Source organism: Sphingobacteriales bacterium, from assembly GCA_016719635.1.
GTDB lineage: Bacteria > Bacteroidota > Bacteroidia > Chitinophagales > JADIYW01 > JADJSS01.
In genome coordinates this window covers 424,027-444,461 of the sequence record JADJYT010000003.1, presented here as the reverse complement: position 1 = coordinate 444,461, position 20,435 = coordinate 424,027, and the positions used below count along the sequence as shown (strand labels likewise).

Here is a 20,435-nt window from a genome sequence, read left to right as displayed (position 1 = left end):
ATTTGAAATATAATGATTATATTTAGAATATCATAGAAACAAACGGTACGATTATGATTACTGCGATTATTGTTGAAGACGACCCGATATTCAGGGATATGCTGCTGGATATGCTGCCCAAAGCATCCGTTAAGGTGAACTTACTGGAGACATGTGCCACCATCCGTCAGGCAAAGCTGGCGATAGAAAAACTGAATCCTCAGTTGGTGCTCCTGGATGTGGAATTGCCCGACGGGAAAGGCATGGACCTGCTGAATCATTACGAAGAATTTGGAAATTTTGAAACCATTTTCATCACCTCTCACGACAAATATGCCATTGATGCCATCAAAAAGAATGCAGCGGATTATATCGTCAAGCCGGTGAAACTGGATGAACTCAATCACGCGCTTCAGAAGGTGCATAAACGGCTGGAAGTATATTCTATCCTGTTGAAGGTGGAAAAGCTCACAACGTATGTAGATAAGCTGAAGCAGCAGAATCTGCAGGAAAACAAGATTATGATCAACACGAATGAAGGCGCCATTTTTGTTAAGGTAGGAGATATCGTTAAACTCGAATCCGAAAGCAACTATACCATCATTTACCTGGAAAACAATAAGAAAATCATAGCTTCAAAGACATTATCTGTCTTTGAGGAGATGCTGGAGTCGCTGAATTTCATGCGCGTTCACCGTTCGTTTGTCATTAATCTTACCAAGATTAAAAATATAGATAATGACAATGGCAATTACTTCGCCCGTATGACCGACGGTTCTAAAGTGGAGATTTCCAGAAGAAAAAAGAAAGATTTCTTTGAAAAAATCGCGTATAATTCCTGATTTTTACCGAATTCTCAGTCAAACTGACCGAATACTCAATCCGTATCGACTTTTTAGATATTCATTGCAATTTAGGGATATCCAAAACCGTATATATATCACTTAATTGGGTTTTTATGTTTCTATGTTAAAGGTTGTCTTCGGACTACTTTTTTTATTAAAATCGTGCATAAACACCTAATGGCAGTTTTTGATTCGTAGAGGATGGAATGTAGATTTCACCATATTCCGGTTGAATGCTGTCTAATCCAGCTTTCTTTAAATTGTCTTTCAGGAGGTTCTCTAGGATGAGAGAAGAAAAACCCAGCGAGTAGGTGTTCAGAATGAAGAAATGATGTTCCTTATCCAGCAGGTTCAGCACATCTGCAATCATCTCGTTGATCTGATCTTCCAGTTTCCATTTTTCACCGTCGGTCCCGTGCCCGTATGCCGGCGGATCGAGGATTATACCCTGATAGGTTTTGCCTCTTTTCAATTCCCGTTTTACAAATTTTACGGCATCTTCCACTACCCAGCGGATATCTTTCAATCCTGATATTTCCATGTTACGGTTTGCCCAGCTTACCACCTGTTTTATGGAATCAACGTGATAAGTTTCAGCACCGGCCGCTTTTGCCGCCAGGCTGGCACCTCCCGTATAGGCGAATAAATTCAAGACCTTGATGAGCACCTTTTCAATTTGCTGATTCACTTTGCCGTAGATGAAATCCCAGTTCACACTTTGTTCCGGAAACACACCGACATGTTTGAATTTGGTGAGGGCCAGATTAAAGGAAATAAAGGTGTCGTTTAGAGGATAGTTGATAACCCAGTTTTCAGGCATTTTTTTTAAATAATCCCATTTGCCGGAAGACGAGGAAACAGGGGTGAATTTCACGTGTGCCATTTTAATCCATTCTGAAGCAGATAGATTTTTGTTCCAGACCGCTTGCGGTTCCGGCCGGATGGTCATGTATTCCCCGAATCGTTCCAGCTTCTCAAAGTCACCCGAATCAATCAGCTCATAATCTTTCCAGTTGGACGGGTAAATGGTGTGAATGGTATTCATCCACAATTTTAGTGATTTTTTCTATTTTAATCCACATAACTTTAAAATCGTTGCTTTCTTCAGATTAAAACGTTAAATTGTTTTAGCTATTTCGGCAATTGCATTCATGTATACCATAAAACCATCGACTTGGATTATAATACTTCTGGTATTTCTTTTTAATTATGCTTTAGCTCAGGATACCTCTCTTGTTTCCAATGAGCCTGTGACACAGCCTAATTTGCCGGAAACACCGCCAAAGAAACAGACGCTGATGGAGAAGATGAATCAAAAGGGATTCTTTATCAGTGGTTCAGCGGGCTTTCAGCTTGGGTATAGTTATGTGTCGGGAATTCCCAAAAGAATGCAGCCTTTTACCTATCAGTTTACCGGCGACATCACCTTCCGGTATAAGGATATCATTGAACTGCCTTTTTCATTTGTATTCAGTGAACAGGACCGGAAATTCAATCAGCCCTTCAGTCAATTCGGCATCAGTCCCAGGTATAAATGGCTGACCGTTCATGGAGGTTTTCGAAATATCAGCTGGAGTGAAAATTCCATGGCGGGGCACAATATGCTGATGATTGGGGCAGAGGTAAATCCATCCTATTTCAGAGGTGGAATCTTATTCGGACGATTAACCAGAGCGACCATTGCAGATACGGCTAAAATAGACAGCCTGCATTTACAGACATTTGTCCCTTCGTACAAACGTTTGGGATTGGCCATTAAACTGGGTGCGGGTACTGCCAATAATTATGTGGACCTGATTTATTTCAGAGCATGGGATAAGGCGAAAGATTCGTTGTTCTTTTCTAATGACGACGGATCAAAATCATTACTGCCAAAGTCTGAAAATGCCGTCTTTAATATCATTACCTCCAACAAGATCGGAAAGTATGTTACGTTGAAGGCTGAGTATGCACTGAGTACCACCAATGTGGACAGAACACTTCCCAAGAGCAAGGATTCGGCGGATGCTTCGTATCCAAAGATTGCAGGTATTCTGATGAAGCCCAATAAATCTGCCATCGGCGGGCACTCTGCGAATGCCGAGCTCAGTTTTCAAAAAGACGGCTGGAGTACGAATGCCGGCTTTAAACTGCTGACGCAAAACTTCAACACCTTCGGGGCTTATTTTCTGCAAACCAATTATTATGATGTGCACGTACGGCAGGTAATACCCTTGCAAAATCAAAAAGCAAGACTGAATATTAATATGCAGGTTTCAGATGATAACCTGAACAGGAAAAAACCATTTTCCACGGTAAGGGCCATCATACAAACCGGATATGATTTTAATGATATGAAATTCGGTATCTCTGCGCAGTATGTGTTGGCATATACAAAACAAAAAGGATTGACCGATAGTATTAAGATGTCTCCGTTTAATGATTTGATGATGAATCAGATGAATCATACGTTTATCGTTATTCCAAGATACCTGATTATTAAAGGGCCGAATACCCATATGCTGATGCTCAGCGAAGTGGCAAACCTGTTGACCGATTTGAATAAGAACACTAAAGACAATACTAAATTTTTCAATAACGTCATCAACCTGTCTTACACCCTTAACCTGCCTTTGAAATATTTCAGCCTGACCGGCAGTGTATACAATACGTTTGTCAAAAATAAATTCACTGCGGTTTCAAGTTACGGGGTGAGTGTGACCACCAGCGAATCGTTTGCAAAAAATAAAGTTACCATCAGCGATGCGGTGGCGGTTACATACAGCAAGATGGCAACTGTATTGAATTTTAATTTAAATGCCAGCTATTCCCCGGAAAAACATCATCGGATCTATCTCAACAACGGTCTGGTCTATAACCGCTCGGGTGTGGCGACCGCTCCGAGTTTTGTCGAGCTGAGAGGCACATTCGGATATTTATATTCATTTTAAAACAGAAAACTATGAGAAAGATTATTTCAGGTATTGCAAAGATTACAGCAGGGATTCTGCTTATGTGCGCAGGCAGTACCCAAATATTCGCGCAGGTCAATGTAACGAGTATCGTTACACCTCCTTTTTCCAGCGATATAGATGATTATGCGAATGTTGCCAAGGCCAATGTGATGATGATGTCCACGACCAATACCTATATGATCTATCCGCAGGTGGTTATTACTGGAAATAATGGAATAACGATAAAAAGTATAAACAATGCTTTCTTGTATACTTCATCTACGTTGGTTCCTTTTACACCCACTACATTGAGTTCGCTGCAGTTGTCTCAGTTGTTTGACAGAAATAAGCTGACGGTATCAGGAATGGACAGAGATCAGCTGGCGGCTTTTATGGCTAATGGTACCATTCCGGCTGGTACCTATTCCATGTGTTTTGAAGCCTGGAGCGGGACAGCCGCTTCTGTAAAAGTATCCAATCCCGCTCCGAATGGTTGTGCAACAATGGTGGTAGGCAACCCGGCCGGATTCAACAGGTCGCTGAATGAGTCCCCGCGCACCATCCTGCCGCTTTGCAATTCCGATGTATTGCTGACAGTGCCTCAAAATGTCGTATTCACCTGGATGGACCCGAGTTCTGCGAATCAGTTAAATGTGAACAACGATTTTCCCGGTTTGCAGGAATATGTTTTGAAGATCATAGAAGTGGTTGGAAAGAAATCAGCCAATGAAGCGATGCGCTCCGCCACGACACCGCCATTTTTTGAAAAGACAATTTTTGGCACGTCCTATGTTTATGGGCCGGCAGAACCGCCATTCAAATTAAATACAAAATACGCCTATACCATCAGTGTAAAAAACAATCCAAAGCAATACCAGAATTTTGGAGTCAGCGATGCCTGTATGTTCACTTGTGTTTCTCCGGTTACTGTACCCCCAACGGCGGAAAGTCCCGGTAAATCTACCATACCTAAAAATCCCAAAATATCGACTAACATAACGTTTGACGAAACGAAAATTTTTCAGCCCATACCGGTCAATACTATAAAAGGCCGGTTGATTTATGCTTTTAAGAAAACGGAAGAATCGAAAGAACCCGAGGCTCTGGCTTTTTCACCGGTTTCATCCGGCAGCACAAAAGTAAACGATTTTAATGCGGTCAGCAATGTCAATGCGTTTCTGCAGGCATATGGAAATTCATCATCCGCTTCTTCAGAAAATAAACCATTAGATGCAAATGTTAATTACGTCAATACCAGCCCTTCTCTTGGGAATATGTCTGTTTCTTCCAGTCCGGGATTGTTTCAGAATTTTGACCTTACAAGCGAACAGAGTAAATCCATCTATCAGAAAGTAACGGAAAAGATTGCATCAAATGCCGGTGTCCACAAATTCCCCCTGGCCAACACAAAAGTGAAAGTATCACTCTGGATTAAACAGGAGATTATGGAAGCCTATGTAAAGAATAAAGGAATGAAAATTCCGGATATAAACGGAAGTTCCGGCAGCGGTATCAAATTACCTCCGAATGACATCTATATTGGAACAGCCACTACCGACAAAGACGGGAATTTTTCAGTGAGTTTCACCATTCCGGATATCGAGATGTCTTTTTATGATGTGGAAGTCTGGATAGATAATCCGCAGTTTGATTTTCCGGTTATCCCGATTCCTTTCAATGATGATAAAACCGGAACGTATGATGTGGGAACGGTTTTGGGATTGGCAAACACCTATCGGCTGACGTTAAAAGCTATTGGAATGGAAGGCAAACCTCTTGAAAAAGCGGAAATGCAGGTCAGGCGTTCACAGGATATTTATTCACCCAAACCTTATCTGAATCCGGAAGGAAACAGGTTCCTGGATGTGATAAACGGAAAAGTGCCGGAAGACAAACCATCTGAAAATACGGAAGAGGAAAGTGCCTCATCCGCTTATCCCGCCTATCAGGGATTGAATTTCTATTTGCTGATTGATAACAGCGTTCCTGTCAGCTCCTGCTCAACGGGCAAGTGCACTTTCCCGAGATTATTTGAATCCAATGGCAATGATGAAAAATACGAATTGGTGATAAAAGCCGAAGGCTATAAACCATTCCATACTACCCTGGAATTCTGGCCGTACCATACGCTGAATTTCGGAGGTGCTTCTCTGAGTTCTTATGTAAAGGATAACGGTATCATGCAGCTGGATGCGACGTATTTCCTGATACCGGAACCGCCTAAAGTGGTAGGACGGATTGTGGCAAAAGAAAATGAAATTCCGCTGAAAGATGCACTGATAACATTGACGTCTAAAGATGGTAAAGATGTCTACACTGCCGTATCCAAAGAAGATGGCAAATTTTCCATTACCAATATTAAAAAGAGCAATGAACCGTATCAGTTGGTAGTGAAAGGAGATGGCATCACCACTTATAAAGACCCGGAACCTGTATTCCTTACGTCTGATGGCATTACAATAAAAAAAGATCCCATCTATGTACATGCACAGATGATACCGGTTGCAGGCGTGGTGGCGGAAGTAAAAGGGCCGGTCATCAACGGAGCCGAGTTACGCTGGAAATCAGGCGGCAATGCGTTTTACACCAATGAACAGGGGCAGTTTATCACTTCCAACCGCGCGGGCAAATATGTGTTGGTTGTTAAAAAACCCGGCTTCCGGGATAAGGAAATTGCAGTTGAAATAAAAGCGCCTTCCAAGAATAATAAGATGGTAATTGACCCGAAAAATACACCGGACTATTCAAAGATGACGGGTCAGCTGATGGATATTTTCAATAAAACGACTTCTTCCAAATCAAATCCGGTCGTACAACCGGCAAACCAGCAGGCACTTATGCATTCATTCGGATATGCTGCACCTGCGGGGACTTCAGAAAAATCGGATGTTGTAACCCATCAGAATTTTATTATGGGAAACTTCGGATATGCCTTACCGGCTTTTCCGATTGATATCATCAACACGATTCAACTCGATACCATTTTTCTGAGCCGCTTTTACGTGAAAGTGACGGTGAAAGATAACGATAACAACGAACCGATAAAAGATGCGTCTGTAGAAGTGCCCGATACCGATGGAAAGTTCACGACCGATGTAAATGGGGTAGCGATAGTCAGTAATGTTCCTCAGGGTGCGCCCACCATTTGGGTCTATGGGCCTAAAGACAAAAATTATATTGCGGTCAGCACGGAAGTAACCGTATCCGGTAATAAGGATACATCAGAGTCAACGGTGATGCTGAAAGGCGGTGCCGTGGTGAGTGGTACGGTAACTTCTAAAGGTAGTGTGGTAAAAGATGCGGAAATATATGTAGACGGGAAACCCTATATAAAAACATCTTCCGATGCTTCCGGCAACTATTCATTTTCTGTGCCGGTGGGAGAATACACTCTGAAAGCAAAAAAATCGGGTATGGTGGGCACGAGCACATCCAAGACTTTTGAAAAACAGAATTATACGATTGATTTTGAGTTGAAAGATCCCGGCTTTAATGCCTCCAAGCTGCTGGGTTTTGAAATTGCACTCGATAATTCGGAACCAACGTCCAACCCGGACGAATTCGTTATTTCAGGAACTTTCCAGAATATTCCTTCTAATTTATTTTTTAAATTTCCGGCATCTAAGAAACTGGAGTTTAAAAATATCACCATTCTCAAACAAGGTGATATCATAGTGCCGAAAAGCGAAGAGGTGGTGACCAGCTGTTCCCAGATTCCGCTCCAATTATGGGATTACGTAAAGCTGGTGTTGGAAAACCCGGCGGGAATTGTAGTAAAATCGTTTGGTGGAGATAAAACCAAAGGGGTTATAGGTGGGGAGTTGAAAGTAGATGTAGCCGGAAGTTTCGGTATGAGCTATGGATTGAAGTGGCCGGCAGTTCCGCTGAAATTGCTGAATAACAAATTGTCGGATGTGCCTGTATTTACCAGCATGACCAGTCCGCTGGATGCTGCGAAATTCAGCCTGTCAGGACCGAGCGATGGATGGGATATTTACGGCGTCAAATTAGCGGTGGATTTTACCAATACAACAATCGATAATAAAGGCATTTCATTTGCCGGCAGCCTGAGCCTCAAGGATATTCCGGGATTGTCGTCTGCTACATTGAAACTCGAAGAACTTCGGATTAATACGAACGGAAATATTCAGAAATGCGCCATCAGCGTAACGCCTAATCCTGAAATCTCCCTTTTAGGCTGGAAACTAAAAATCAATGCGGCAAAAATCAACCAGTATGGATTAACCTTTGGCGGCGGCATAGAAATCCCTGTTCCGGGTTCTGAAATTGCCAAGTTTGACTTTGCAAATCTGGGTATCAGTGCGAGCAGTTTTACGGGAGGTTCTTTCTTTATCCCTTCAGCCGGCGTAAATATTTTCAATGTGATCAACTTTAAAGGAGTAGATGGCGTGCCATTCTCTTTCAGCAAGATTCCGTCAAAAGATGCCTACAGGATTACAGGTGGCGGAAGCATAGGTTTCCCGAAGTATATTTCCAAGAAAGTGGAGATTGACAATTTTGTTATTGCTACCAATGGTGAATTTGGACTGACCGTAAAACCGAATTTTGAAGTCGGTTTTGCCGATGTGGCGAATCTGAAGATCTCTGCATTAGGTTTGTATCCTTCTCAAAAGAAAATAGATGTGGGTGGCAGTTTTAAACTGTTTCTGCCGGGTATGGGATTTGGGGCAGGAGCCTCTATCCATTATAAACCAGGCAGTTTCACCGTGGATGATCTCAGCTTTTCTGCTTCGGCCGGCCCAATCGGGTCGATAAAACTGGATAAATTCAGTTTTAAGGAAAACGGTTTTGAAGGCGGGGGCGGGCTGGAAATCGCAGGGTTTGGCGGACTGGGAATGTACCTGAAATATTACAAACTGTCCGGTGGAATGAATATTGCAGCGGATTTTACCAATCCCGTTCCGATTCCATTGGGGCCGGTTACCTGGGAGAATCCGGGAGGTGGATTTGAAGTGAATACGGCAACATCAGTCTATGATGTACATTTAACGGGACGGGTGGTGCTGGCACCGGGCACATCCGGTGTGGTGGCGCTGGACAAGCTGAAAGTGGGTGTTACCGTACAGGTCAAAGGCCCTGTATTTTACGGAGAAGGGTATCCGAAGGTCATCTCCATGACAGTTGGAAAAGCGGAGTTTCAGCTGAATGTTCCCGATAAATTATTTTATGTAAAGGCGAATGTCGGAGCGAATTTTAATTTGATCCCCAATCTGGGAATCAGCGGTAATGCAGGGTTCACGTTGTCAGCTTCTGCAAAATCCGGAAATGAATACTGGCTGGCTGCTTATTACAACAACGTAAATGTGCTGGGCTTGTTTACAGGCTATACCAATATTGCAGGTGGATGGGGGCCGAAGAAATCGGAGTTTCCCGCCGAGTTGTCTTTCGTGCCGGATGAATATGTTTCCGGCGGCAGAATCTACGGACTGCATTTTGCGTGTTCCTCTTTTCAGGGAATTACGAAAGAAAATGCCAAATGTGCCAATGATCCTGTTGTAGGCATTGCCAAGGTATGCGGTTATGCTTATAATGACATGAACTTGCATTTTCATTCCAATCTGAAAAGCGGCACCTATGGAATGGGTATCAAGAACGGCTGGGGCTCCGGTGGTTCCATATATTTCTTTGATGTTGGAGTGGGCGGATTTAATTTCGGAGTGGATTATGGATTAAACGCGGGATACAGCGGAGGCAACTGGTTTATAAACGGCAATGCCAATGCGGATTTTAACGGATGGGTAGGTTGCTCATCTTCGTCATGCGGTAACGGATTGAACTGGGGTTGTTGTTTTGATCCGTGCTTCTGGGACAGTTGTGAAATTTGTCCGTGCCCTTGCGGCGGTAAAGTTTGCTTTGGTGTGGGCGTAAGTGTGGATTACAGTACCGCAACCGGTAAATTTAAATTAGGATTAGATTGGTAAAAAATAAAAGATATCAAATGAAAAAGTTATTGTCAGGTTGCTTAATGGTGTGGTCTTTATTTCTTGCGGCTCAAAAGGATAAGACGGCCATGCTGATGCTGAAAGAGAGCCCGGATGGCGTGTATATACTATTGGGAAATCAACGGATTTCCCAAACGGATATCATGGGCGACAATATTGCCGGTGCCATCATTTACAGAGCTGTCGGAAATGAAGATTTTAAGGAAATCGGGAAGCTGAAACCGGCGGCCTCGCCTGCTGAATTCAAATCCATACTGGGTGGCAATGCACTGATAACGATTGCAGAATGGAAAAAATTAAAAAATGAAGCGGAAGCATGGGATTACGTTCTGGCGCATCCGAAATTGAACGACTATGGATTGCTAGCCATGAATATAAAACTCGGCGTTGCGATGGGAGCCTATTTCTTAGACAAAGAAGTGGCAGCTATGAAGGTTTCGGATGTAAAATATCAGGTGAGGTATATTAAAAAGGATGGTAAGATGGCAGAGCCGATAGAAACATCCATCAGGCTGGGACTTCCTGCATCAATTCCGGCGCCGAATTTTCTGTCAAAGACAGAGTTGGATTCATTTACAGTCGTGAAATGGTACCTGCCTGCCAGAACCGCTTCAGATGCCGTTTTTGCCAATGTTTTCCGCAGTATTGGTAATTCCAATAAATATGAATTAGCGGGTAAAATCTTTGCCAATATCAACCAGCCTAAAGCGGATTCCGTCCTCTTTAAATGGGAAGAGAAAATTAAGAAAGGATATTCCTATAATTATTTCATTCAGCCGACCACCATGGCCTTGCTTCCCGGAGCAAATTCCGATACGGTGAATGTGGTGGGTGCTGATTTTTCCGCTTTGCAGCAAATCAGCCATCTGAAAGCGAAGGACACTGCACAGGGGATATTTTTATCCTGGACGGCATTGCCAAATTCAACCATCTATTCCGGGCTGGTGATAGAAAGAAGCAGCCAGTCGGTAGGGCCATTTGTGGTGGTGGATACGATACCTTCTGTTGCCGGCAGTTATTTGGATACCAAAATCAGATCCAATCAATCCTATTTTTACCGCGTCTATGCAGTTACAATCAGAGGTGTGAAACTTCCACCATCCGACAATGCAACCGGTACACATAGCCAAAACAATATCCCGCCGGATGCGCCAAGAAACCTGACCATTACCGGCTCGGCAAAAGGCAGATTGCTCAAATGGAATAAAAATATAGAAGCGGATGTAGCGGGGTATTATATCTTCCGTTCGTCCACAACTGAAAGCCCGGAACTAATATCTTTATTGGTGAAAGATACTGCATTTTTAGATACTGCTACTTTATACGGCAGGAATACGTATTACTACGAAGTAAAGGCATACAATCATAATAACATCAGCGGCGAAAATTCCAACAGAGTTTCTTATCAACCGGAAAATAAAGAGTTGCCGCGAACACCTACGGGAATCAAAGGGTATGCGGAGGTGCAGCGCGCTACCATCAGCTGGGATGATGTGATGCTGCTGGATAAATTTATTACCGGGTATAATGTGTACAGAAAAGAAGGAAAGGCCGGATTCTCCAAAGAAGACAATACGAATGCAGATTTATCCAAAGCCGGATTTCGAAAAATGAATACACAGCCTCTGTCTGTATCTACATATACTGATGTTACTGCTTCCGCCGGTGCTTACTGTGTCACGGCTACAGATGTTTTCGGGAATGAGAGTTTTGCAACGGATGCTATCCTGCTCTCGCCTTTAACGGCAACTTTCATGCCTCCTTCCAACGTTACGGCCCGCAAGGTTTCAAAAGGCATTGAAGTGGATTGGGATAAATCTCAGCAAACGGGTGTGAAGCAGTACATCATCTTCAGGCGGGCGGCGAATGAGGCGCAGGCATTAAAAATCGGCACGGTGGATGCATCTAAAGAATTTTTTACAGATACCACCGTGAAAGCAGGTGTTACGTATTATTATTCTGTCGTAATCAGCGGTGATAATGCAGCGAGTGACAAAAGTCTGGAAGCAGGTGTAGCTTATTAGTCACTTATTTATCCTCTTTAAAAATCGCTGCACCGATTAAAGAACCTATTGTTCCAAAAAATAAGTTGGCAATCAGTGCAAATACAGCCATAATCCAGGGAGAAGTGAATTTTCTGGTCATTTCCAGTGCCTTGTCTATCTGGTCTTCATTTAAGCCCTTTTCCATCATTTGCTGACGCGAAACTTCCAATACCTTTCCGGCAAAATCCGTTTCTATAAAATTCAGGTACAGAAAAAAGTAAAGGATGGAAATGAGGGCTATGATAAGAGTGATCAGCATACCGGCGCCAAACAAACTGCCGAACGGTTTTGATTTCCGTTCATTTTCAGCCGCAATGGCCTTAATGCCAAATATTACAGCCAGGATAAGAACAAGGGTGCCTATCCATCGTGCCCAATTCTCAAACTGCAGATCGGCTAAAAACAATCCGACTGACACAAGGACACATCCCATCCCGCCGATGATACCGAATCTAATGGCTGTGCTTTTTATGTTTAACGGACTTCTGTCGGGTATTTGTTTGTCTAATGTATCATCGCTCATGTTTTCTGTTTTATCAAAATTATAAATAATTGAGGAAAATTACATTAATTACTTTTACTGGATTTGATTCTTAGAATTCTCTCCAATTGCTGTTCCGGCAATGTAACCGGTTGTCCATGCAGCCTGAAAATTAAAACCACCTGTCACCGCATCGATATCCAGCACTTCACCTGCAAAATATAGATGAGGTATAATCTTGCTTTCCATTGTCTTAAAGTCCACTTCTTTCAGGGAGATACCCCCGGCTGTAACAAATTCATCTTTGTTCGTGCTTTTTCCTGAAACGGGAATTTCAAAGGCGGTTATGAAATCTGCAATGCCTTGCAGTTCATTCTTGGAAAGGTTGGCCCATTGCTTGTGTTCGTCTATTTGGATGGTTTTTAAACAATTTCTCCAAAAGCGGCTGGCCAACTGAAATGGAGAATAGTTCCGTACTTCCTTTTTGGCGTGTTCAGACTTAATGGTATTGATTGCTGTTATTGCTTCCTGTTTGGAACAATTAATCCAATTGATGAGTAATGTGAACCTGTAATTTTTTTCAGCTAAGACCCTTGCGGCGAAAGCGGAAAGTTTTAAGATGCCCGGCCCGCTGATGCCTGTGTGGGTGATGAGTAAAATCCCTTCCGCTGAAAATGGAGTATCTTTAATAGTGAGTTGTGTATGTGGAACAGAGACACCCGACAGATCTTTAAATAAAGTGTTTTTGGTGTTGAATGAAAATAAACTGGGTACCGGCGAAACGATGGTATGTCCCATGCCGGGCATTAGGTTCCAGATAAGTGAACTGCCTCCGCTCGCCAATAACAGAAAATCTGCCTTGTATTCGTGCTGAATGGTTTTAACGGTAAATTGGCCGTTGTATACAATGGTTGTTACCTTAGCCTGCCGGATAATACGTATGCCTGATTTTTTGGCCTGTTCCAGCAGGCAGTCCACGATAGTTTGTGAGTTGTCGGTGATTGGAAATATCCTTCCGTCTTCTTCCGTCTTCAGGCTTACCCCTCTGCTTTCAAACCACTGAATGGTATGTTCACAGTTGAACCGATAAAATGGTCCCGTCAGTTCCTTGCTGCCTCTGGGATAAAATCTGGACAACTCCCGGACATCAAAACAGGCATGGGTGACATTGCACCGTCCGCCGCCGGAAATTTTTACCTTGCCCAATACCTCATTACCCTGTTCGAGAATTAGAATGTCTAAATCCGGATTGTTTTCTGCTGCCGTTACGGCAGCAAAAAATCCGGCTGCCCCTCCGCCAATGATAACGAATGTTTTAGTCCTGTTCATTTAAACAAAGATGACTTTTTATATTTATAAAGTTGGATGTGGTTCAAACAAAAAATATTTCCCTGTATAAATTTATACGGTATTTCAGGATAATATTAAATTGCAAGTTGATAAGTATGACAGCTGAAGAAAAGATAATATACTATGTATTGGCCGGCATTCAGGCATTTGTAGCAATAGGGGCGCTGCCGGTAGGTTATTTGTTCATCACTCATCCGGATGGAAGTGCAGTGGGAATGTCTGCAAGTATGCTGGCAGATTCCCCATTTCATGATTTTTTCCTGCCCGGGATTGCTTTATTTACCTTCAACGGCCTGTTTCATCTTGCAAATGCACTATTATGCTTCTTCAAGTACCGTTTTGCACCTGCTATCTCTTTTATACTTGGTTTTGGACTCATTATCTGGATATTTGTTCAGGTGTATTCCATTGGGCTAAACAGTATCCTGCAGCCTGCATTTTTTGCCATAGGATGTGCAGAACTGATTTTAGGGGCTATTTTGGTGAAAAAACGGAATAAACGATAAGTAGTCAGGTCATTCACTCGCAGTCTTTTTTCGATGATTTCCAATTGTTTAAAATCGGACGGATTTGCTTTAAAATGTGGATATCTCAACATGATTTAACTTCAAAAAACGGGGTGAAACCGGTATCTTTGAAACGTAAAAAAAATACGTAAATGTCAGAAGAATTAGAAGAAGAGAAACGCTCCAGAGTTATTCCCATTAACATTGAAGATGAGATGAAATCCGCCTACATCGACTATTCGATGTCGGTGATTGTCTCCCGTGCATTACCGGATGTAAGAGACGGCTTAAAGCCCGTTCACAGAAGGGTTTTGTTTGGTATGTCCGAACTGGGCATGACCTCCAATAAACCGTATAAAAAATCTGCCCGTATCGTCGGGGAGGTGTTGGGTAAATACCACCCGCACGGCGATAGTTCCGTATACGATACCATGGTCCGTATGGCGCAGGAATGGTCCTTGCGTTACCCCTTAATAGACGGTCAGGGTAACTTTGGCTCCATAGATGGCGATCCGCCGGCAGCTATGCGTTATACAGAAGCAAGATTGAAAAAGATTGCGGAAGATATGCTCGAAGATTTGCATAAGGAAACGGTAGATTTTCAGCTTAATTTTGATGACTCTCTGGAAGAGCCAACAGTGATGCCAACCCGTATCCCGCAATTGCTGGTGAATGGCGCTTCCGGTATCGCTGTAGGTATGGCTACCAATATTCTGCCGCATAATCTGACGGAAGTGATTGATGGCATCAATGCCTATATTGAAAACAGGGATATCACCATCGATGAACTGATGCAATACGTAAAAGCGCCGGATTTCCCTACCGGTGGAATCATCTACGGTTACGAAGGGGTTAAAGACGCCTTCAGGACAGGCCGCGGTAAAATCAGGGTGCGCGGCAGAGCCAGGATTGAAGAAAACAAGGAAGGACGCACGCAGATCATCATTTCAGAAGTTCCGTATCAGATTCAGCCAAAAATGATTATCACCCGTGCCGCGGAATTGGTCAACGAGAAAAAACTGGAAGGCATTTCAGAAATCAGGGATGAATCGGACAGAGATGGTTTGCGTGTGGTGTTTGACCTGAAAAGGGACGCCATTCCAAATGTGGTGCTGAACAACTTATACCAGCATACGCCGCTTCAAACCAGCTTTGGTGTCAATAATATAGCCTTGGTCAATGGCCGTCCGCAAATGCTGAATCTGAAAGATATGATCCATCATTTTGTCGAGTTCCGTCATGAGGTGGTTACCAGAAGGACGAAGTTTGAACTGAAGAAAGCAGAAGAACGTCTGCATATTCTGGAAGGCTACCTGATTGCACTCGATGCATTGGATGAAGTGATAAAGCTGATTCGCAGTTCCAAAAATCCCGAAGAAGCCAAAGAAGGATTGATCACCAGTTTCGGTATGTCAGAAATCCAGGCAAAGGCGGTATTGGCATTGACCTTACAGCGTTTGACGGGCCTGGAGATTGACAAAATTAGGGCAGAACATAAAGAGGTTTCCGATTTGATTGCCCATTTGAAAAATATACTGGAACATGAACATCTCCGCTTTGAAATCATAAAAGAAGAGATGAATGAAATCAAGAAGAAGTATGGCGACGAGCGGCGTTCTGAAATAGTCTTATACGGCGATAATATTTCCTACGAGGATATGATTGCGGAGGAGGATATGGTGGTCACTATTTCCCGTTTGGGTTATGTGAAACGTACTTCACTGGATGAATATAAAAAGCAGAACAGAGGCGGTAAAGGTTCGGTTGGCGGTAAAACGCGCGATGAAGATTTTATTGAGCATTTGTTTATTGCATCCACCCACAATTATTTATTGCTGTTCACAGAACAGGGTAAATGTTATTGGTTGAAAGTGTATGAAGTGCCGGAAGGCAACAAAACATCCAAAGGCAGACCGATTCAGAACGTCATCAATATCCCGCAGGATGATACGATTAAGGCATTCATCAATATTGAAGATCTGAAGAAAGAGGAATTCCTGGATACACATCATATCATTATGGCGACCAAACGCGGTACCGTCAAGAAAACATCCATGCGTGAATATTCCCGTCCTCGTTCCAACGGTGTGAATGCAATTACCGTCAGGGAAGGGGATGAACTGGTAACGGCCGCGCTGACCAACGGCAAGTGTGAGATAATCTTAGGGTCTAAAAAAGGGTATGCCGTCCGTTTCAATGAAGATGAAGTGCGCGCTATCGGCAGAACAGGTTCCGGTGTTCGCGGCATCACCTTGCGCGGCGATGACGATGAACTGATTGGCATGGTTTGTGCTGATACCACTGCTGAAGTGAAAGAAGATATCATGGTCGTTTCTGAGAATGGATATGGTAAACGTTCTGCATTGGATGATTACCGTATCACATCCCGTGGCGGAAAAGGGGTTATTTCCCTGAATGTTACGGATAAGACCGGCAATATGATTGCCATTCAGTCTGTAACGGATGATAATGACTTAATGATTATCAACGAGTCCGGCCTGACGATACGCATAGGATTGAATTCGCTGCGTACGATGGGAAGAAATACACAAGGGGTGAGCCTTATAAAGCTGAAAGAGGATGATGCTATCGCGGCGGTTTCAAAAATCGAACATGAAGAGGAGGAAGAGGATGCTGTTGGTGAAAACGGAGTGGATTCGACCGATGATTTAAATGAAAATAATTCTGCTGAACAACAATCAAAAGATGAATAACATGAAGAATTTGAAATTAATACTTTGGATGCTTGGCTCTCTCTTCCTGATGCAAAACACTTTTGCTCAAAAAGGAAAGATCACTTCTGCGCAGCTTTCCCTGGAAGAAGGCAAAATAATGGATGCTAAGAAAGAAATTGATGCAGCCTTATCGGATGCGGAGGTCCAGAAAATGGCCAAGGCGTGGCTCACTAAAGGGGATGTGTACACCAAGCTGTATGAAACGAAATTGTTTTATGCACAAAATCCCAAATGTCTGTTTGATGCCAAAGAAGCTTACCTGAAAGGGTTTGACCTGGAAACAAATACGAAGAAACAAAAGGATTATGGAACACCGTTAAAGAATTTATTCAGCTATCTCTTTAATGAAGGATTTGACCGGTTTAAAGGCAACAGATACGATGATGCATATATGCATTTTCAATCAGCGCTCGAAATCAACAATTTTTTATTCAATAAAGGATTCGTTTCGACGTTGGATACGAATGTGATCTTTGCAACGGCAATGTCAGGAGCGAACCTGAATAAATCTGCTGAAATCTTACCGCTGCTGGAAGTGCTGGTAAAAATGGATTATGACAATCCAGCAATTTATGAAACGTTAGCACAGGTCTATGAAATTCAGAAAAACAAGGAGGCATTGACGGATATAGTTACAAAAGGATTAAAAAAATATCCGGATAATAAGAACCTGAAAGTGTATGAGTTGAATGAGACATTGGATAATCCAGATGTTAGGCAATCTATTCTCAAGTTTGAAAAAGCAAAAATAAACGACCCAGCGAATGCTTCTATTTTATTTAATTTAGGAGTATTATATGATAAGATACATATTAATGACACAGCAATATTAAATCATCTTGGAGCAATTGATTTAAAAGTAGATTATGGAGATGCTTATTTCAATTTAGGTGTTTTGTATTTTAACGATGGCGTTGCAAAAAATAAAGAAATGAATGCTGTTGATGATAAAGTGGATAAAACAGGAGAGATATATTTGGGTTTAAAATCTGAGCGTGATAAATTATTTGCAATTGCTTTACCTTATTTAGAAAAAGCATATTCTATTGATCCTAAAAATCTGGCTTACAGATCTAACTTAAAGAAAGTATATGCAAGTATGAATATGATAGAAAAAGCAAGGTCAATAAAAGATGTTTCAATTGGTTCTACAATTGAAGACGTAATAAGTATTCTTGGTCAGCCAAAGAATATTTCTATAACTACTACGGCAGACGGAACTGAAAAACTGTATATGTATGATAATATGACAGTAAATTTTGATATATATGGCAAGGTAAACTATATCAATATCATAAAGTAAACATCAAATAAATTAAATAAAAAAACCGAACGTAACGTTCGGTTTTTTTATTGGTGATTGTTGTCTAATTCCAGTTGCTGCGCAGTAATTGTCCGAATATCTTTTTCTTTCCGAGGTCTTCATGGAATCCTACGGTTCCATTATTGCTGTACGCTTCTGTTCCATTGATGAAAACATGTTTCACCACCTTGCCCGAGCGTTTGATTAAGCGGTAAGTGCCTTCGAATTTTTCGTGATAATCTTCAATAGGGTCGGTATTCAAATCCGTTTCGAATCTGGTTGGATCAATAATCACCAGGTCTGCCCGTTTGCCCACAGATATGTCGCCGGCATCAATTCCGAGGAAGTCAGCCGCTTCTTTTGTAATGCGGTGGATGGCCCGCTCAATCGGCATCAGATCAGGATGTCGGAGCGCCTGTTTTAATAAATGCAAACCACCGTCGTGGAAGGCCATGTTTAGGTTGTGTGCTCCCGAATCATTGAAGCCCGGGAAGCAGTGCTTGCTCGTCAGCAATTCCATCCGTACCGATTCGCGATGATTGGAAGTTTCGCATTTCCATCGGATGTGGGTATCGTATTCCGCCAGTAAATCCATGAAATGTTCTACGGGTTCTTTACCGGCATCCGCAGCAATCTTTTCGAAATTTTTTCCGATATGTGATGCGTCCGGTGAGTTTACCACCCACATCTCTTTCAATGCTTTTGGAAATACGGATGCAGCCTTATGATTCCACTCTTTGACGAACTGTTTACGGAATTCAGGATTCCGGAATAATTTTTTGCGCTCCTCTTCGTGCATGCCGATGGCTTTTATCATCGACGGAAACTCTTCAAACAGCGGAGTTACCGGCCCATCACCGAAATTAAGAAATGGAACCGATAAGGTCTGGAACTTCATATTGGCTCTTAATATATCGTTGCCGATGAATCCGAGCAGTTTCAACAGGTTGTATATTTTCTCGTTGGATTTTAGATCCAGTGCCGCCACGATGGTGGTTTTCAAACTCTTTTTAAAAATTCCACCCTGGCTCAAACGGGTGATGGTCAGAAAAGAGGTTTTGTCAACAGCATTTGGTGTAATCTGCAGCACCCGGTTTCGTTTGCGCAGTACATTGGAAAGCCTGAAGTATTCTGATTTTGCCGCCCGTTGAGAAGGAACAGAGAGTCCTAAGTATTTCTCGCTATATACCCCTGCCCATCTATGGAATGGCAGCATATCAATGGATAAGCCTAAATAGCCGGCATCCATCGCTTCCTCCACGATTTTTTCCATCTTCAGCAACTCTTCTTCCGTCGCATTTTTTTGCATAAAACTTCTGTCCAATCCCATCACATCCATTCTGACATTGGAATGTCCAAGGAAGGAGGCGATATTAGGCCCCACCGGAAGGGTATCTAAATGCTCATAATATTCCCTGACATTTTTCCATTTGATGTTTCCGACTATCCAGTCGCTCAATACTTTAGCCGGTATATTTTCTACGCGGGCAAACAGGTCTACAATCTCCTTGTCTTTCCCTAAAGCTGCGGATAAGGAACAGTTTCCGATGATGACAGTAGTAACGCCGTGTCTGACAGATTCCTCCAATGCCGGCATTACTTCCAGTTCTGCATCGTAATGGGCGTGTATATCCAGTAAGCCGGGGGTTACCCAATGCCCGGCTGCATCAATTTCAATTGCGCCTTCAATGGGCGGGGCCTTGTCCAAAACAGCATCTATTTTGTTGTCTTTTATGACAACATCTTTTTGCCGGCCTTTGGCGCCGGTACCGTCAAAATATAAACCATTCCGGATGATAGTCGTGTTGCTCATAACTCTTTGGATATAAGATGTTAATATTTTTGATAAAGTTAAAAAAAAATGTCATTAAATAATTTGATAAGTATCAATATGGTTGGGAAGCCAACTTCCGCTTTTCTAAACCATAGTAAATAAATGAACCTTATTGCTTACTTTTTTTGAAAATGGTGATTGATTTTATAACTTTGAGAATAGAATTAATAGAATGGGATATTCGGTAAAAGTAATATTAGACGGTCTTGACCACGAAATAACAGTCAATGAGGGTGAAACGATCCTGGAAGCAGCCATCAATGCAAATTTAGACCCCCCATATGCCTGCAGGGTGGCGGCGTGCTGCAGCTGTAAGGCCAAATTACTGGAAGGTAAAGTCGAGATGGATGATGATGAACCGCTGACAGAAGAAGAGATAGAAGAAGGATTTATCCTGACTTGTCAGTCACATCCCAAGACATCCCGTGTTGTCGTCAGTTATGATGAAGGATAGAGCTGGT

The 20,435-nt window shown here is 42.5% G+C and carries 12 protein-coding genes; 8 read left to right on the top strand and 4 right to left on the bottom strand.

What is annotated here, in order from left to right; genetic code table 11:
* The first annotated feature begins 53 nt into the window (after window positions 1-53).
* Window positions 54-821: a response regulator transcription factor gene (locus IPM95_08835; protein MBK9329400.1), complete on the top strand. Its 768-nt coding sequence runs from the start codon at window positions 54-56 to the stop codon at window positions 819-821.
* A 157-nt stretch (window positions 822-978) separates the two neighbouring features.
* On the opposite strand, the gene IPM95_08830 is transcribed toward IPM95_08835, so the two are convergent.
* Window positions 979-1,869 (bottom strand): class I SAM-dependent methyltransferase, encoded by an 891-nt coding sequence (locus IPM95_08830; GenBank protein MBK9329399.1) that lies wholly within the window; start codon window positions 1,867-1,869, stop codon window positions 979-981.
* Between the two features lie 106 nt (window positions 1,870-1,975).
* Between IPM95_08830 and IPM95_08825 the strand changes: the two genes are divergently transcribed.
* The 3 genes from IPM95_08825 to IPM95_08815 are packed head-to-tail and all read left to right on the top strand — an operon-like array spanning window position 1,976 to window position 11,744.
* Complete coding sequence (locus IPM95_08825) at window positions 1,976-3,754, top strand: hypothetical protein (GenBank protein MBK9329398.1); 1,779 nt, start codon at window positions 1,976-1,978, stop codon at window positions 3,752-3,754.
* An 11-nt stretch (window positions 3,755-3,765) separates the two neighbouring features.
* Entirely contained in the window at window positions 3,766-9,699 is a 5,934-nt protein-coding gene (locus IPM95_08820; protein MBK9329397.1) for a hypothetical protein, read from the top strand.
* 17 nt (window positions 9,700-9,716) lie between these two features.
* A complete protein-coding gene (locus IPM95_08815; GenBank protein ID MBK9329396.1) occupies window positions 9,717-11,744 on the top strand; it encodes a fibronectin type III domain-containing protein in 2,028 nt (675 codons plus the stop codon).
* A gap of 4 nt (window positions 11,745-11,748) precedes the next feature.
* On the opposite strand, the gene IPM95_08810 is transcribed toward IPM95_08815, so the two are convergent.
* Together IPM95_08810 and IPM95_08805 are read right to left on the bottom strand one after the other, a co-directional pair.
* Complete coding sequence (locus IPM95_08810) at window positions 11,749-12,288, bottom strand: DUF4199 domain-containing protein (GenBank protein ID MBK9329395.1); 540 nt, start codon at window positions 12,286-12,288, stop codon at window positions 11,749-11,751.
* Window positions 12,289-12,342: 54 nt separating this feature from the next.
* The gene (locus IPM95_08805) at window positions 12,343-13,575 is read right to left on the bottom strand and encodes an NAD(P)/FAD-dependent oxidoreductase (GenBank protein MBK9329394.1); all 1,233 of its coding nucleotides are present in this window, start codon (window positions 13,573-13,575) and stop codon (window positions 12,343-12,345) included.
* A 116-nt stretch (window positions 13,576-13,691) separates the two neighbouring features.
* Here IPM95_08805 and IPM95_08800 point away from each other — a divergent pair, with 116 nt between their 5' ends.
* From IPM95_08800 to IPM95_08790, 3 genes are all read left to right on the top strand, one after another.
* Complete coding sequence (locus tag IPM95_08800) at window positions 13,692-14,102, top strand: hypothetical protein (GenBank protein ID MBK9329393.1); 411 nt, start codon at window positions 13,692-13,694, stop codon at window positions 14,100-14,102.
* 152 nt (window positions 14,103-14,254) lie between these two features.
* Window positions 14,255-16,816: a DNA gyrase subunit A gene (gene gyrA, locus IPM95_08795; GenBank protein ID MBK9329392.1), complete on the top strand. Its 2,562-nt coding sequence runs from the start codon at window positions 14,255-14,257 to the stop codon at window positions 16,814-16,816.
* 1 nt (window position 16,817) lies between these two features.
* The gene (locus IPM95_08790; protein MBK9329391.1) at window positions 16,818-18,140 is read left to right on the top strand and encodes a hypothetical protein; all 1,323 of its coding nucleotides are present in this window, start codon (window positions 16,818-16,820) and stop codon (window positions 18,138-18,140) included.
* Between the two features lie 64 nt (window positions 18,141-18,204).
* On the opposite strand, the gene IPM95_08785 is transcribed toward IPM95_08790, so the two are convergent.
* Entirely contained in the window at window positions 18,205-19,953 is a 1,749-nt protein-coding gene (locus IPM95_08785; protein ID MBK9329390.1) for an amidohydrolase family protein, read from the bottom strand.
* A gap of 193 nt (window positions 19,954-20,146) precedes the next feature.
* Between IPM95_08785 and IPM95_08780 the strand changes: the two genes are divergently transcribed.
* On the top strand, window positions 20,147-20,428 hold the full coding sequence (locus tag IPM95_08780; GenBank protein ID MBK9329389.1) for a 2Fe-2S iron-sulfur cluster binding domain-containing protein: 282 nt from the start codon (window positions 20,147-20,149) through the stop codon (window positions 20,426-20,428).
* Window positions 20,429-20,435: the final 7 nt, after the last annotated feature.

What these genes read in the sequence shown, in the direction of transcription:
- IPM95_08825 (MBK9329398.1), top strand. Translation starts at nt 1,976, where the DNA reads ATGTATACCATAAAACCATCGACTTGGATTATAATACTTCTGGTATTT.
- gyrA (MBK9329392.1), top strand. Translation starts at nt 14,255, where the DNA reads ATGTCAGAAGAATTAGAAGAAGAGAAACGCTCCAGAGTTATTCCCATT.
- IPM95_08810 (MBK9329395.1), bottom strand. Translation starts at nt 12,288, where the DNA reads ATGAGCGATGATACATTAGACAAACAAATACCCGACAGAAGTCCGTTA.
- IPM95_08805 (MBK9329394.1), bottom strand. Translation starts at nt 13,575, where the DNA reads ATGAACAGGACTAAAACATTCGTTATCATTGGCGGAGGGGCAGCCGGA.
- IPM95_08830 (MBK9329399.1), bottom strand. Translation starts at nt 1,869, where the DNA reads ATGAATACCATTCACACCATTTACCCGTCCAACTGGAAAGATTATGAG.
- IPM95_08790 (MBK9329391.1), top strand. Translation starts at nt 16,818, where the DNA reads ATGAAGAATTTGAAATTAATACTTTGGATGCTTGGCTCTCTCTTCCTG.
- IPM95_08815 (MBK9329396.1), top strand. Translation starts at nt 9,717, where the DNA reads ATGAAAAAGTTATTGTCAGGTTGCTTAATGGTGTGGTCTTTATTTCTT.
- IPM95_08835 (MBK9329400.1), top strand. Translation starts at nt 54, where the DNA reads ATGATTACTGCGATTATTGTTGAAGACGACCCGATATTCAGGGATATG.
- IPM95_08780 (MBK9329389.1), top strand. Translation starts at nt 20,147, where the DNA reads ATGGGATATTCGGTAAAAGTAATATTAGACGGTCTTGACCACGAAATA.
- IPM95_08800 (MBK9329393.1), top strand. Translation starts at nt 13,692, where the DNA reads ATGACAGCTGAAGAAAAGATAATATACTATGTATTGGCCGGCATTCAG.
- IPM95_08820 (MBK9329397.1), top strand. Translation starts at nt 3,766, where the DNA reads ATGAGAAAGATTATTTCAGGTATTGCAAAGATTACAGCAGGGATTCTG.
- IPM95_08785 (MBK9329390.1), bottom strand. Translation starts at nt 19,953, where the DNA reads ATGAGCAACACGACTATCATCCGGAATGGTTTATATTTTGACGGTACC.